This window comes from Candidatus Defluviilinea gracilis (assembly GCF_057138825.1).
The window spans coordinates 1-13,346 of record NZ_DBNHEF010000058.1 but is presented as its reverse complement, the minus strand read 5'-3'; the positions used below and the strand labels follow the sequence as shown (position 1 = coordinate 13,346).

The following is a 13,346-nucleotide window of genomic DNA, read 5'->3' as shown; positions in this document are numbered from 1 at the left end:
TCGTCTTCGCTATCGCTCCGCTCAGGACTACTCGACCACCGAACTATCCTACTAACAAACTATCTAAACTATGAACTGCTTTCCGTGCATCCTCCGCGAACAACAAATCATCGCGTTGGCGCATGGGCATGTAAAACTCAAACGAATTGAAAAACTGATCGAGCGTGGACTGCCAGCCGCTCCCGACCAGTATCAACGGCCTCCGGGGCAAAGACTCCACGACCATCAAATTCCACATCACAGATATTTCCGCCAGCGTGCCAAGCCCGCCGGGCATCGCAATTGCCGCGTCACATCCTTCGATGATGGCGAGCATACGATCAAGCAACGTTTTCTTTCTTCTTTCCTCTTTCACCCACGCGTTGGCTTTCACCTTGCGCCACGCCTCGATGTCCTCGCACGTCACGCCGATCACATGTCCGCCCGCTTCCGACGCGCCGCGCGAGACGGCTTCCATCACGCCGATGTAGCCGCCGGTCAACACGGTGTGTCCACGCTGAGCGAGAAGTCCGCCTAACAAACGGGCTTCTTCATATTCAGGAGAGTCAGGTTTCGGCTGTGCGCCGCCAAAAACAGAGATATTCATTTCAACCTCAGCCACAGATTTCACGGATTCGCACTGATTTTAATAATTCGTGAAAATCCGTGTAATCCGTGGCAAGAATTTTCAAAATAAAAACGGCTCGCCAAGTCGGGAGCCGTTCACGAGACACGTTGAACTGAACCTTATCCAGACGAGGCGGTTTGACAAATCATCGGTCGCGGCAACGGGTTCAATAACATGCGGCGATTATACACCATAGTCCCGCTGATTTTGCGGGACGATTTTCTCTGCTACAATACGAACGTGAATCTCGTCGACCTCCTCAAACGATCATTGGACTCCTCGCTCTTGGATTTGATTCACCGCATCGCGGACGAATCCTCCGCGTTGGGATTCCCCATCCACCTCGTCGGCGGTTCAGTCCGCGACTTGATGCTGTCTCGCCCCATCGTGGACCTTGATCTCACCCTCGAAGGCGACGCGATCAAACTCGCCCGCACGTTGGTCAAAAAATACGGCGGCGACCTCACCACACACGAAAAATTCTTCACCGCCACGTGGCATCTCCAATCACCAGTCCGCCGCGCTGAGCTTGTCGAAGCGTCTAATCTCCAATCTCTAGATTTGATTTCAACCCGCCGCGAAACCTACCCTCACCCCGGCGCACTCCCCACCGTCACCAAATCCTCCTTGGACGATGACCTCCGCCGCCGCGACTTCACCATCAACGCCATGGCAATCCGCGTGGACAGCGACCACTTCGGCGAGTTGTACGATCCCTTGCACGGACAAGTCGACCTTGAACAGAAATTGATCCGCGTCCTGCATCCCAACTCCTTTCTCGACGACCCCACGCGCATCTTCCGCGCTGTACGTTACGCTGAAAGATATGGCTTCACAATTGAGCCTGAGACGTTGAAACTCATCAACGACGACTCGCGCAAAGTTTTATCAGGCTTGAGCGGCGAACGTCTGCGCCATGAGATTGATTTGATCTTCGAAGAGCCAAATCCCTCCGCGATACTCAAACAACTTTTTGACGTGGATATATTCAGAGCAGTCCATCCTCAGTTACAAGTTACGAGTTACAAGTTACTTCCTCCCGAAGAACCATCCCCAACCTATGGCGAATTTGCAGTTCCCGATATGCTCTCATTTAAACAAACCCTCTGCTGGGTTTTGTGGCTTATGAATTCATCTCTAGCGGAAATTGAGGATGTTGCCGAACGACTTGCTTTTCCCGTTTTACTCACCAATACAGCTATTACCGCCTCTGCGTTGAAATCAGATTTACCCTCCTTCAAAAACTGGAAACCCAGCCAATGGACATTTCATCTCGACGATCTGCCCTCTCTTTCGATCTTTGCTGTCTACCTCGTGAGCAGGGAAAGCGCTTTGAGTGATTACCTCTCAAAATGGCAACACGTCAAACCCGTTACCACCGGCGACGACCTCAAAGCCCGCGGACTCGAACCCGGTCCGCGCTTTGGGGAGATCCTCCGTCACCTCCGCGCCGCGTGGTTGGATGGGGAGGTGAAGAGTGAGGAAGAAGAGATGAAATTAGTTAATTATGAATTGAAACAAGGAGGTGTGTCATGAGTTCAAGTCAACAAAAGGGACCTCAATTTGTTCGTTATTTTCAGCCCGTCATCGATGCATTAACTAAGTTAGGGGGGTCGGGTCGTCCAGAAGAAGTTGAGGAGGCCATTGCCGAACAATTGGGATTAAGCGAAAGCGAAAGAAATGAGCAAATTCCCAGCGGTCAGTCCCGATTCAGTAATAAAGTGAATTGGGCAAGGTTTTATCTTGTAAAGGCGGGATTAATTGACTCCTCAACGCGTGGCGTTTGGAGTCTCTCAGAAAAAGGCAGAACTACATCTCTTTCAGCAGAACAAGCGTTGGAGCTTTTTAACCTTATCCATAAACCGTTTGTCACCGATAGAAAAAGATCTAAAGCCGAAAAAGTCATCGAGGATGAAATTGTTTCGTTGGAAGATCTTGATCACAGGTCTGCGCTGCAGACTATCTTATTGGAAATGCCTGCTGAAGGGTTTGAGCGACTCTGCCAAAGATTACTCAGAGAATCTGGGTTTGAGAAAGTACAAATTACTGGAAAAAGTGGCGATGGCGGACTTGATGGGATCGGTGTATTGCAGGTAAATCCATTTGTAAGTTTCAAGGTCTTATTTCAATGTAAACGCTACTCTGGTTCGGTTTCTCCTTCTCAAGTTCGCGACTTTCGCGGTGCGATGCAGGGACGAGCAGATAAGGGCATAATTCTTACCACTGGCTCGTTCACTGCCGATGCACGGAAGGAGGCTGTCCGAGATGGTGTTCCCCCAATAGAATTAGTCGATGGAGAAAAATTATTGGACATGTTTGAAGAGTTGGAACTTGGTTTAAAGCCTAGGAAGGCTTACGATATTGATTCTCAATTCTTTGATGAATTTAGAAAACAATGAAAATTCACCATATTAAGCAAAGCGAACTTCCTCAGAATCTATGGGGCTTTATTGACGCCGCCTTGCGCGACGAGCCTGTGTTTATTGAGTGTGATGGGAAGGCGGTGGTGCGATTAATTCCACTGAATCCTGTGTTTCGCTCTCGCAAAGCTGGAAGTGCGAAGGGTATGATAAAGATGACGGATGATTTCGATGCGCCACTAGATGATTTTTCCAACTACTTGAAATGAACATCCAACCCTACCTCAACTTCGCACGCCAACTTGCCTACCGCGCCGGGCGGATCACGCTCAGTTATTACAACAAAGGACAACTATAGAATGCGAAAATCACTCCCGATTATGTTGGCAATCTACGTCTTGTTGACAGTGGGGCTTCAATATCTGTCAACTGCCGGTATAAAATTTCCCTTTTACCTTTTCCCCTTGTCAACATTATTGGGTTTTTTGATCGCCTTGCTCCACGCGGCGACTCGTATGAAGTGGGCTCGCGCGCTTTGGCTTTTCGGCTCCGCGTTTGTGGTTAGCCTCACGTTCGAGAGTGTGGGTGTGCTGACGGGTCTGATCTACGGTCCCTATCACTACACGGAAAAACTTGGCTCTCTGTTCCTGGGCTTGGTGCCGCTGATCATCCCGATTGCATGGTTCATGATGATGTATCCGTCCTTTGTTGTTGCGGATTGGATTATCCCGGACAATGCGAACGCCCGCCCAGCCCGGGTGGCGGCGATAGGAGCGATTGTCATGACCGCCTGGGATGTGGTCATGGACCCGGTCATGGTAAAAGTCGGTCACTGGGTTTGGGATGTGAATGGACCGTATTTCGGAATCCCTTTGCAAAACTTCTTCGGCTGGTGGCTCACCACGTTTGTGGCATTTATCGTGTTCATCTGGCTTGGCAAGCCGCTCCTAGCCGACCGCTCCGATCCGCAATTCGATAAGATGACCGTGATCCTCTTCAGCATCACCGCGCTGGGAAGTATCATGGGCGCGTTATCCGGCGGCTTGGGCGGCGCCGCGCTGGCGGGCATCTTTGCCGTCTCGCCATGGATGATCTTCGGCTGGCTGAAAATGACGGAGTGAAACTCGATTCTCGACTTAATGCCGTCTATCAGGTTGCTTACTGCAATGAATAGACCATGCCTCTGTAAATTGCGTTCTGATAAAATGGGAAGTGAAAAAGCGAGAGTGTTCCATGGAGCAACAACTTACCCAAACTCAGATCAACGAGCGTATCTCCCTGTTGGAAGAGCAGATCAGGCGGCTACAAAGTGAATTGGCAGTTCTGCGTTCGCAGAAACTGGTCAATGCCCTTCTTGATACAGACGGACCTCTTCCGCGTGAAAACCAAACAATAACTCGGACAGCGGCGGGTTTGACCATTAAAGATTCGCGTCTTACCCTGTATGCCCTCATGGATGAGATCAGGGAGGGCAACTCTCTGAAAAATGTCCGCGATTTGTACGAACTCACGGATGAGGAGATGCTCGATATCCTTGATTATATTCACCTGCATAAAGAGGAAGTAGAAAAAGAATACCGGTCTGTCCTGAAAGCCGCGGATGAAAATCGAAAATATTGGGAAGAGAAAAATCAGGAACAACTGGAAAAGTTGTACGTTCAGCGAGATGCCGTACTTTTGAAATTGCAAGAGTGGCGGGAACAATATCACGCGGATCGTAAGCCTTGAAAGTTCTTCTCGATCATCATTTGAAAAAGCAGGGCATTTTGCTTTGGGCGACCATGGGCGGCGAAGGCTGGCTCAAGTTGTTGGAAATTCCCATGCTTACGTTTCGTGATGTGGGGCTTCCGATCAATAGTAGCGATCGTTCTGTGTGGCGGTTTGCGCAGGAGAAACATCTTATTCTCCTGACTGGGAATCGAAATAGCGAAGGCGAAGATTCGCTGGAGCAAACCATTCGAAACGAAAACACGCCATCCTCCTTGCCTGTTGTTACCATTGGTATGGTCAGCCGCATGGAAGAACGCGCCTATCGCGAGCAATGCGCTGAGCGGCTGGTCGAAATTGTTTTGAATATAGAAAATTACCTCGGCATCGGACGGATTTACATACCATAACAATGAAACTAGATTCCTACCTCAGCTTTGCCCGCCAACTTGCCTACCGCGCCGGGCGGATCACGCTCAGTTATTACAACAAAGGCATTCGATACGACCAGAAAAAGGACGAATCCCCCGTCACTGCGGCGGATCGCGCTACCGAGCAATTCATCCGCGGCGAGATCGGGAAGGCGTACCCGAGTCACGCAATTGTGGGAGAAGAATTTGGCGAAGAATCCCCCTCTCCCACTGGGAGAGGGGTTAGGGGTGAGGGAAAGAATCCCTTCCGCTGGATCGTTGACCCCATTGACGGCACAAAATCCTTTATGAAGGGTGTGCCGTTTTACTCTGTGTTGATCGCATTGGAAATCGAAGGCGTCTCGCGTGTCGGCGTGGTGTGCTTCCCCGCATTGGATGAGATCCTCTACGCGGCAGACGGTCTTGGCGCGTGGTGGAACGGCAAACGCGCGCGCGTCTCAGAAGTGAAAAATTTGAAAGAGGCGGTGTTCACGTATACGAGTTGGTCGGGCTTCCGCACGAAGAAGCGACTCGACGTGTTCGAGAACATGCACAAAGAATGTTTCTACGGGCGCGGCTGGTCCGACGCGTACGGCTATCACATGGTCGCCACGGGCCGCGCCGAAGTCATGCTCGACCCGTCCATCAAAATTTGGGATGTGGCGCCCATGCCGCCCATCTTCCGCGAGGCGGGGGGCTGGTTCGGCTCATGGAGCGGCAAAGAGGGTCACACTCACGGGGAGGGAATCGCCGTCAATGGCGCGCTCAAATCGAAAGTCCTGAAGTTGATGCGTGTATAATGGGCTCACCATGGCGATTCGGGAATCCACTCAAGTGAAAATTCAAGACGAGCGTCTTCCGTATCGCCTGCGCGAAAAGTTCATGTCTGCGCCCGAGTTGGCGTTGTTTCGCGCTTTGCAAAACATGGCGGGCAGGCATTATGTGGTCTGTCCCAAAGTTGCGCTCAGCGACGTTTTTTATATTGTACGCCCCAACGAGAACGTGCATTTTTTCAACAAAATTTTTCGCAAGCATGTGGATTTTTTGCTGTGCGACCCGAAGACCCTCCAGCCTGTGTTCGGTATCGAACTCGTGAAGCCCGTCGGCAAATCGGAAACGCGCGAAGCCGACCAATTCCTTGGCGACCTCTTCCTCAGCGCGGGACTTCCGCTCGTGCATGTGATGTCCAGCGAAAAGTATTCGGAAGACGACCTGGCGGAATTATTCCAACTCGCGATTCTCAAAGTGAAGCAGACGAGACCGCTTCGCGCCACGGGGAGAGTTGATTCGGTTCCTCATTGCCCCGTGTGCGGGCGAATGATGGTCCTGCGAATGCACCGCACCGGACCCGACAAAGGCAAACGCTACTACGGCTGTATGGATAACCCAACTTGCAGCGGCATGGTGAGGATCGATTAAGGTGATTGTGTTGGGGGTATCTCATTTTCAGGTTGAATCAACTTCGCAACCTGTAATAATTTATGAATGACCACAACAATCGCGATGATCGAATATCCAAATGGGATGGAGAATAGACCAACAGCTACTACCGTATCAAAGAAATCCGAGATGGAAACCCCATCGTTTGTTGAAATGGAAAAGAGGAGAATCTCAATAGCGACAAGTACTGTCATCATGAGAGGTGAAAGGACAAAAACTTTCACAATTCTATTTGTAGATTGATCGAAACTCCAAAACCACAAAATGCCTGCGAGAATTGAATACGGGAATATCCAAATAACTATTCCGAAGGTGTAAAAGATGGCAATCGTAATTATCGTTTCGTTGGCGTGCCCCGTAGCAAATATCGAAGACCGATCATTTTCAAATGCAAGTATGAGTGCTGCGACAAACCATAGCAAGTACGGGAACAGGAGTGAAGAACGAAGGTAATCTACTGTTTTCATCGGTAATGCTTCGCGAGCTCCGAGGCATATTTTTTTCCAAGCGCATTCTTGTTGTCTTCCAGCCAGGCTGAAAACTTTATCTTCCCCCGCCCAGGGTCTTTGGAAACAAGCAAGTTTCCCATCAAACCATCCACTTCTTCGGGCGTGAGCAGCACGTCATTGAGAAACAGGCTCAAGAACTGCGAGGCAAGCAATGCCAGCCGCGGCGGCGCGGAAATGATGAGCCGATTTGCGCCGATCGTTTCACCCACGAGTTTGACTAACTCCTTGAACGTGTATCTCTCGGCCCCAACCGCGTCAGTGATGTAACTGTCTTTGCTGTACGCGCCTTCCACAAGAAGATCAGCCACATCGTCCACGTGAACCGGCTGAATTCCATACAAGCCGTCGCCGGGGATAAGCATGAAGGGCAGTCGCCGCAGAAGAAAAGCGATATTGTTGATGAGAATATCCTCCCCGCCGCCGACCAGCACAGTGGGGCGGATGATCGCGTAGGGAATCCCCGATTCGATCACGGCTTTCTCGTTCGCCGCTTTGCCCCAATAATATGGAAGATGCGAGTCTGCCGATGGGTTGGCAATGCTGACGTGAACGATGCGCTTTACCCCGGCGGCTTTCGCGGCATTGACCAACTTGCGCGTATTTTCCACCGCGCGGGGTTGTGTGTTCTTTCCCTTATCAAACCGAACCCAATAGGTGTTGACCAGCACATCCGCGCCTTGCAGAGATTTGGTCATGCTCGCCTCGTCGAAATCAAGCGGAAACGATTTCACCTGTCCGTTGAATGGGTTGGGGCGGTTTGGGTGATTGGTCAGTGTGATGACTTCCTCGCCGCGAGCAAGTAACCTTGTTGTGACATACTTGCCCGTATAACTGAACGCGCCTGTGACTGCGATTTTCATTTTGACTCCTTCATGTCACTCTGAGGGAGCGATAGCGACCGAAGAGTCTCGTCTATCGCTTGAAAGATATTCATCGTAGCGTGAATGCCTGTAGAATGACACGATCAATTATTAGACTCTATCGGAAATACCTTGGGACGCAGATGAACGCTGATTCAAAGAGAAAAAAATCTGCGTTTTTCAGCGTCCAACAAAGGTGCTTATTACCGATAAAGTCTATTTCAACACGCTCAACACTTTCGAAACATTCGACAAGCCCAGGCTCTCTAACTTGATCACAGCTTTCGACAGACTGTCAACTGCGTCGAAAAATTCCTGTAATGCCTGAACGCGCTTGTACGTGAACTTCCACTCGTCGTTTTCCACCCAGTTCTCGTCCATCGCCGTCAATGCGGCTTTTACCGAACCGATGGCGCGGTCGAATTCGCTGTTCTGGCGTTCCTTCAAAATGGATTTGATCGCCGCGTAGAAATCGGCTTCCGCTTCGTAATAATCCTTGCGGTCGCCGAGTTTGGTCGAGCGGTGGACGAGTCCCATACGCGCCAATGCGCGGATTTCCGTGCTGATCGCGCCTTTGGTCAACCCGGTCTCGGCGACAATTTCATCCAGTGATAGAGGAGCGGGGGAGAGATATAGCACAGCGAAGATCGCGCCCATCCCTTTGGGGAATCCCCAGAAGCGGCTGATCTGGCTCAAGCCCTCGGTAAAGTCTTTTTTGATGCTTGTGAGTGATTGCGGCATGGACTGTCTCGTTATGTATGTTTAGTAATTACTAAACGAAGTATATAACTAAGATAGCAGTCTGTCAAGGTTTTTCGTTCGTGTAGCAGGCAATTTAGCGCGTTGGGATTGATGATCGTAGACTGTTTGTCATGAATAAGTTGCCCCCAAAGTCGAAAATAAAAAGCGGACGATTTGATTAACGCACACTTTCAACATCGGGACACTGACCGCGAAGCGCGCTGACACCGCAGATTCTCTTTCTTTTGAATCAGCGAAATCAGCGTTTTCACCTGCCCTTGCGGGCGGTGCAAGGGTCTGCGTCCAAAAAGATATTGAGGCGATTCGGTTCTCGTAACGCAACATTCATGTCGCGTTTGCTTCAGCGCATGATGTAATTGGGCGCTGTTTCCGCGCTTCATCGTTTTCAACGATTTGCGCGCGCAATAACGCGATTCTTGCCCGTCGCTTTCGCGTGATAGAGGAATTGGTCCGCTGTAGCGATGAGTTCTTCGCTGGTTTTTCCATCGGTTGGGAATTCCGCAATACCGCAGGAAATGGTAATCCCCTTCGTTCCGATGTTGTAGGCAGTGTTCGAATCTTGAAAAGAAATTCTCAATTTCTCCGCAATTTTTATGGCGTTTGCGCCCGCGCAATTTGGCAGGAGAACGAGAAATTCCTCGCCGCCATACCGATAGACCGTATCCTCAACTCGCGTTTGGTTGAGGAGTTGCCGCGCGAAGCCCTGTAGTACGGTGTCCCCGGCGGGATGACCGTAGGTGTCGTTCAAGCGCTTGAAATCGTCGATGTCAATGATTGCCAGACTGATCGGATCATTTTCGCGGGCGGCGCGCGCCAGTTCGCGCGTTAGCACCTCGCTCAGGTAGCGGCGATTGTACAATCCGGTCAATGGATCGCGGGTGGCTTGTTCTTGTAATTCGGCTTGGGCATTTTTGAGCGGGGTAATGTCTCTCCAAACGATGAGTCGTCCCAGAAAGTTGGAGCGACGATCGTATAACGAAGAAATTTTCAAATCCAGGAAGGCGCGGGTCGGCTGGTCGAAGGATAGCTCGACGCGAATGTCGTTGACGCCGGCGAAATCTTCCGTGAGTTCTGGCCATTTGGCGAACATCTCGTTGGCGGGTTGCCCCATTTGAGGCGGTTGCTCCAGCCCGAGGCTTTGTAGAGCGGCGGGGTTGAAATCCACCAGGCGGTTTTGCGAATCCAGCACGATGACGCCGTCGCTCATGTTCTCGATCAAGACATCGCGCGCGATCGGGATGATATCCAACAAACGATACCGCAACAGCGCGTATGTGAAGATAATTCCTGTGACGGTAAAGAACAGCGGGGTGTTGTCCATGTTTGGCAGCGGACTTAGCCCGGCGACGAAAACAAAATTGCTGACCCACGGAATGCCGATGCCGAGCAAAATGATCCCCAATTGCTTTCGGTAGATCCCAGCCGCTTTTCTGAAACGGCGCATCAGGATGAACAGGCTGGTCAACATGAGCGCGTAGGAGTAGGCGAGGTTTGCCCAGAAGATCGGACCTCCGCTTAAGATCATTTTCGCGCTTTTGATTTCGCGTCCCTCAAAAAATAAGCCGTGGTACGAGTCGGTTGCCAGGAGCGTCAAAACCAGAACGGAGACGGCGTACAGACCGACGACGAGCGAAGGCTTCGACCATGTAGTTAGCCCCGAAATTTGTATGGCGAACCATAGCACCGACGGCGGGGTAAAAACGACTCCCACGTAAACGGTATACAGCCAAAAATTAGGATACAGCGAGGGCGCGTTTGCTAAAAATAAACCGTACGTAATATCCCACCAGCATAAACTGAACAGCAAGGTTATTAATGATGACGCGCCTGTCGGGCTGTTGCGAACGTGCAGAGTGATAAAAACCCCGACAAGGCATAGCGCCCCCGCGATGAATAAGGCGGCGCTAACGCCCGTGTTAGGGGGAAGCATTGACCGCGCCTTTCCGCAAGGTCAAACATCCATCCCATGGATGGTTTTCGGATAAGCGGCTTCCCGGTGCGGGGCGCATGTTACTTCAACAAATCCGCCGCCGCGGTTGCCATCAGCGCCGCGCCGGTGACCAAGGCGCGTTCGTCAAAATCGAACTTGGGATGGTGATGGTTGTAGTTGAGATTCTTTTCATCGTTCGCCGAGCCGATCATGAAGTAACAGCCGTTCACTTGTTCCTGCATATAGCCCATATCTTCCGCGCCCATGGTCAGGTAGGGAGTGGTTTCGATCTCGGCTTCGGGGAAAAGCGTCTGCGCGGATTTGAACACGCTTTCGGTGACGGTTTCATCGTTGATGACTGTCGGGGTGACTTGCTTGAGCGTGATCTCCACTTCGCATCCCATAGACGTGCCGACGCCGCGCGCGATCTCCTCGAAACGCGCCAGCACCATCTTGCGAACCTCGGGGTCGAAGTTTCGAATCGTGCCGTTGAGTTCGGCGGTTTGAGGGATGATGTTGAACGCGGAGCCAGCGTGAATGGATGTGACGCTGATCACCGCCGGTTTGAGCGGGGGAACGTTGCGCGAGACGACCGTTTGAAGCGCGGTGACGATCTGCGCCGCGGCGACGACCGGGTCAACGGTTGTGTGCGGCGCGGCTCCGTGCCCGCCTTTGCCGGTCAATTTGACGGAGAACAATTCCGCGCCAGCCATCACGGGTCCTTTCGCCACGCTCAACCAGCCGACAGGCTTGTCGTTCCACACATGAAGCGACAACGTCTTTTCCACCTTGGGCGATTCTAAAACACCGTCGCGCATCATCATCAACGCGCCGCCGACCTCTTGTCCGTTCGTTCCCTCCTCGGATGGTTGGAAGCAAAACTTGATACTGCCTGCGAGTTCGTCGCGGTGGGCGTGGAGCATTTTCGCAACGGTGAGTCCGATGGCGGTGTGACCGTCGTGTCCGCAGGCGTGCATCACGCCGGGATTCGTGGACGAATATTCCGCACCGGTCTCTTCGTTGATGGGGAGCGCGTCCATGTCGAAGCGGAGGAGGATCGTCGGACCGGGGCGCGAGCCTTCGAGATAGCCGACCACGCCGGTCTTGCCGACTCCTTTGGTCACTTCAAGCCCGAGGGCTTCGAGTTCTTTGGCGACGATGCCGCCCGTGCGGATCTCGTTGAACCCAAGTTCGGGATGTTTATGAAAATCGCGGCGCAGGGTCTGGGTGTAGGGGAAGAGTTCTTCGGCGTGCTGGAGGAAGTTGGGCATAGGAGGCTCCTTTGGGTAAGTGGTAATTGCAAAAGAGAATTGGAGAAATAGAGAATAGAGAATAGAGACTGCGACTAAGTTGTTGGATATTGCGTGTTCATCGTTAACTATATTTGACGACTCTGAACTTTTCTTCATAGCGCGGATTTTCTTCGGTGCTGTCTTCGGCGCGGCGGGATTTCATGCGCTCGGCGAGTTTATCGGGTTCTTGTATTTGCGTTGTGTGTTCAAACAAGGCTTTGAGTTTTACATCCCACGTGTCGGTCACGTCGAGGATGGTGTTTGGCTGGAGAGTTAAGGAGCACCAAACTTCTTTCGGCATGTGAGGTTCGAAGCCTTCATCAATCAATTCGGGGAAGAATACTTTGCTCCCTGCGGCGGGGAAGACCGCATCCAACACCACTTGTCCGCAGGCGCGATGGTCGGGGTGGTTGAGTCCGTACATCGCAAATAGGTTTTGCGGATCGCACGTGACGAGGATATCCGGCTTGTGGCGGCGGATCTCGCGCACAATGTCGCGGCGGAGGTCAAGGTTGGGGGTGAGGTAACCATCCTCCACGTCGAGAAAATGAACCGCTTTTGCGCCGATGACATTCGCCGCATTGCGTTGTTCCACATGGCGAAGCGCGCACAGTTTCTCCGTCGTCATGTCTGGCTGTGTGGTGGGATTGAATCCCTTGTCGCCGCACGTCAAAAGCAGGTAGGTGATTTCGTGCCCGGCGCGCGCCCACTTGGCGAGCGACGCGCCGCAAAAAAATTCTGGATCATCTGGATGAGCCAGAATTACCAGAATTTTTTGGGAGGTTTCCCACGCGTTAGTTTTGTCTGCCATGTTTTTTCAATGGGCTCGATTTGCCGCACGTGCATCCGCCGGAGTTGTGACGGTCGCAGGGCGCGTTCGATTTGCGGCGCAGGGCTTCGAGTTCATCCCAGGGTTGCAAGTCGGTGTGGTCGAAGGTTTCGGTGAACCGTTTGCCTTCTTCGGTTTCGAGCAGCACCATTACTTTGTTGCTCATGGGCAACACGTCAATCACTTTGCCTTCGCCCTTCGGCGTGACCACGCGCTTGTTGCGCTTCGGCAATGATTTGCGCGCTTCGACGTATTGCTCGTATTCGTAAATGAGACAGCATCGCAAACGTCCGCACATGCCGGTGATCTCCTCCGGCGTGAGCGAGATGCCCTGCTCTTTCGCCATCTTGATCGAGATGGGGGAGAAGTCGGTGAGGAACTTCGAGCAACAGCGCGTTTCGATCCCGCACGCGCCCATGCCGCCGATGATCTTCGCCACGTCGCGCGGACCGATCTGCCTCAGTTCGATGTTCGTGTTCGGATACAAGTTGTGCATGTCTTTTTTCAGCGACTTGAGGTCAACTTTTTCTTCGGTCTCTGTGCTGAAAAGGAAAGCGAGGCGCGAGCCGTCGTAGTTATATTCGGCGGCGACGATCTTGACTCCTTCGAGTTTAAGTTCGGATGCGCGGGCGCGGCAGTT

At 52.0% G+C, this 13,346-nt stretch carries 16 protein-coding genes; 8 read left to right on the top strand and 8 right to left on the bottom strand.

Features of this window, described 5'->3' with window-relative positions; genetic code table 11:
- Positions 1-43: 43 nt before the first annotated feature.
- Positions 44-586: an LOG family protein gene (locus AC16KF_RS08845; protein WP_484036947.1), complete on the bottom strand. Its 543-nt coding sequence runs from the start codon at positions 584-586 to the stop codon at positions 44-46.
- A gap of 195 nt (positions 587-781) precedes the next feature.
- Between AC16KF_RS08845 and AC16KF_RS08840 the strand changes: the two genes are divergently transcribed.
- From AC16KF_RS08840 to AC16KF_RS08805, 8 genes are all read left to right on the top strand, one after another.
- A complete protein-coding gene (locus AC16KF_RS08840) occupies positions 782-2,143 on the top strand; it encodes a CCA tRNA nucleotidyltransferase (RefSeq protein WP_484036946.1) in 1,362 nt (453 codons plus the stop codon).
- The gene (locus AC16KF_RS08835) at positions 2,140-3,006 is read left to right on the top strand and encodes a restriction endonuclease (RefSeq protein ID WP_484036945.1); all 867 of its coding nucleotides are present in this window, start codon (positions 2,140-2,142) and stop codon (positions 3,004-3,006) included. The genes AC16KF_RS08840 and AC16KF_RS08835 overlap by 4 nt, the downstream gene beginning before the upstream one ends.
- Positions 3,003-3,236, top strand: a complete 234-nt coding sequence (locus tag AC16KF_RS08830) for a type II toxin-antitoxin system Phd/YefM family antitoxin (RefSeq protein ID WP_484036944.1) — start codon at positions 3,003-3,005, stop codon at positions 3,234-3,236. The genes AC16KF_RS08835 and AC16KF_RS08830 overlap by 4 nt, the downstream gene beginning before the upstream one ends.
- Positions 3,237-3,326: 90 nt before the next feature.
- Complete coding sequence (locus AC16KF_RS08825) at positions 3,327-4,088, top strand: carotenoid biosynthesis protein (RefSeq protein WP_484036943.1); 762 nt, start codon at positions 3,327-3,329, stop codon at positions 4,086-4,088.
- Positions 4,089-4,200: 112 nt separating this feature from the next.
- The gene (locus tag AC16KF_RS08820) at positions 4,201-4,695 is read left to right on the top strand and encodes a hypothetical protein (protein ID WP_484036942.1); all 495 of its coding nucleotides are present in this window, start codon (positions 4,201-4,203) and stop codon (positions 4,693-4,695) included.
- Positions 4,692-5,084 (top strand): ACP S-malonyltransferase, encoded by a 393-nt coding sequence (locus AC16KF_RS08815; RefSeq protein ID WP_484036941.1) that lies wholly within the window; start codon positions 4,692-4,694, stop codon positions 5,082-5,084. Before AC16KF_RS08820 ends, AC16KF_RS08815 begins: the two co-directional genes overlap by 4 nt.
- A gap of 2 nt (positions 5,085-5,086) precedes the next feature.
- Positions 5,087-5,884, top strand: coding sequence for an inositol monophosphatase family protein (locus AC16KF_RS08810; protein WP_484036940.1), 798 nt, complete (start codon positions 5,087-5,089; stop codon positions 5,882-5,884).
- Between the two features lie 10 nt (positions 5,885-5,894).
- Positions 5,895-6,503, top strand: coding sequence for a DUF2726 domain-containing protein (locus AC16KF_RS08805; RefSeq protein ID WP_484036939.1), 609 nt, complete (start codon positions 5,895-5,897; stop codon positions 6,501-6,503).
- On the opposite strand, the gene AC16KF_RS08800 is transcribed toward AC16KF_RS08805, so the two are convergent.
- From AC16KF_RS08800 to AC16KF_RS08770, 7 genes are all read right to left on the bottom strand, one after another.
- Positions 6,500-6,991, bottom strand: a complete 492-nt coding sequence (locus AC16KF_RS08800) for a hypothetical protein (protein ID WP_484036938.1) — start codon at positions 6,989-6,991, stop codon at positions 6,500-6,502. The genes AC16KF_RS08805 and AC16KF_RS08800 overlap by 4 nt on opposite strands.
- Positions 6,988-7,893 carry an SDR family oxidoreductase gene (locus AC16KF_RS08795; protein WP_484036937.1) on the bottom strand — a complete coding sequence of 302 codons (906 nt, stop codon included), beginning with the start codon at positions 7,891-7,893 and terminating at the stop codon, positions 6,988-6,990. Before AC16KF_RS08795 ends, AC16KF_RS08800 begins: the two co-directional genes overlap by 4 nt.
- Before the next feature lie 216 nt (positions 7,894-8,109).
- Positions 8,110-8,634, bottom strand: coding sequence for a GbsR/MarR family transcriptional regulator (locus AC16KF_RS08790; RefSeq protein WP_484036936.1), 525 nt, complete (start codon positions 8,632-8,634; stop codon positions 8,110-8,112).
- A gap of 406 nt (positions 8,635-9,040) precedes the next feature.
- The gene (locus AC16KF_RS08785; protein WP_484036935.1) at positions 9,041-10,585 is read right to left on the bottom strand and encodes a histidine kinase N-terminal 7TM domain-containing diguanylate cyclase; all 1,545 of its coding nucleotides are present in this window, start codon (positions 10,583-10,585) and stop codon (positions 9,041-9,043) included.
- Between the two features lie 80 nt (positions 10,586-10,665).
- Positions 10,666-11,856 carry a M20 metallopeptidase family protein gene (locus AC16KF_RS08780; protein ID WP_484036934.1) on the bottom strand — a complete coding sequence of 397 codons (1,191 nt, stop codon included), beginning with the start codon at positions 11,854-11,856 and terminating at the stop codon, positions 10,666-10,668.
- A 103-nt stretch (positions 11,857-11,959) separates the two neighbouring features.
- Positions 11,960-12,688 carry a PIG-L deacetylase family protein gene (locus tag AC16KF_RS08775; protein ID WP_484036933.1) on the bottom strand — a complete coding sequence of 243 codons (729 nt, stop codon included), beginning with the start codon at positions 12,686-12,688 and terminating at the stop codon, positions 11,960-11,962.
- A partial coding sequence (locus AC16KF_RS08770) for a PSP1 domain-containing protein (protein WP_484036932.1) occupies positions 12,672-13,346 on the bottom strand: 675 nt, incomplete at its 5' end. The genes AC16KF_RS08770 and AC16KF_RS08775, both read right to left, overlap by 17 nt.

Excerpts from the sequence above, each read along its gene's own strand:
- AC16KF_RS08780 (WP_484036934.1), bottom strand. The coding sequence starts at position 11,856 with ATGCCCAACTTCCTCCAGCACGCCGAAGAACTCTTCCCCTACACCCAG.
- AC16KF_RS08825 (WP_484036943.1), top strand. The coding sequence starts at position 3,327 with ATGCGAAAATCACTCCCGATTATGTTGGCAATCTACGTCTTGTTGACA.
- AC16KF_RS08835 (WP_484036945.1), top strand. The coding sequence starts at position 2,140 with ATGAGTTCAAGTCAACAAAAGGGACCTCAATTTGTTCGTTATTTTCAG.
- AC16KF_RS08805 (WP_484036939.1), top strand. The coding sequence starts at position 5,895 with ATGGCGATTCGGGAATCCACTCAAGTGAAAATTCAAGACGAGCGTCTT.
- AC16KF_RS08830 (WP_484036944.1), top strand. The coding sequence starts at position 3,003 with ATGAAAATTCACCATATTAAGCAAAGCGAACTTCCTCAGAATCTATGG.
- AC16KF_RS08795 (WP_484036937.1), bottom strand. The coding sequence starts at position 7,893 with ATGAAAATCGCAGTCACAGGCGCGTTCAGTTATACGGGCAAGTATGTC.
- AC16KF_RS08840 (WP_484036946.1), top strand. The coding sequence starts at position 782 with ATGCGGCGATTATACACCATAGTCCCGCTGATTTTGCGGGACGATTTT.
- AC16KF_RS08800 (WP_484036938.1), bottom strand. The coding sequence starts at position 6,991 with ATGAAAACAGTAGATTACCTTCGTTCTTCACTCCTGTTCCCGTACTTG.
- AC16KF_RS08820 (WP_484036942.1), top strand. The coding sequence starts at position 4,201 with ATGGAGCAACAACTTACCCAAACTCAGATCAACGAGCGTATCTCCCTG.
- AC16KF_RS08790 (WP_484036936.1), bottom strand. The coding sequence starts at position 8,634 with ATGCCGCAATCACTCACAAGCATCAAAAAAGACTTTACCGAGGGCTTG.
- AC16KF_RS08845 (WP_484036947.1), bottom strand. The coding sequence starts at position 586 with ATGAATATCTCTGTTTTTGGCGGCGCACAGCCGAAACCTGACTCTCCT.
- AC16KF_RS08775 (WP_484036933.1), bottom strand. The coding sequence starts at position 12,688 with ATGGCAGACAAAACTAACGCGTGGGAAACCTCCCAAAAAATTCTGGTA.
- AC16KF_RS08810 (WP_484036940.1), top strand. The coding sequence starts at position 5,087 with ATGAAACTAGATTCCTACCTCAGCTTTGCCCGCCAACTTGCCTACCGC.
- AC16KF_RS08785 (WP_484036935.1), bottom strand. The coding sequence starts at position 10,585 with ATGCTTCCCCCTAACACGGGCGTTAGCGCCGCCTTATTCATCGCGGGG.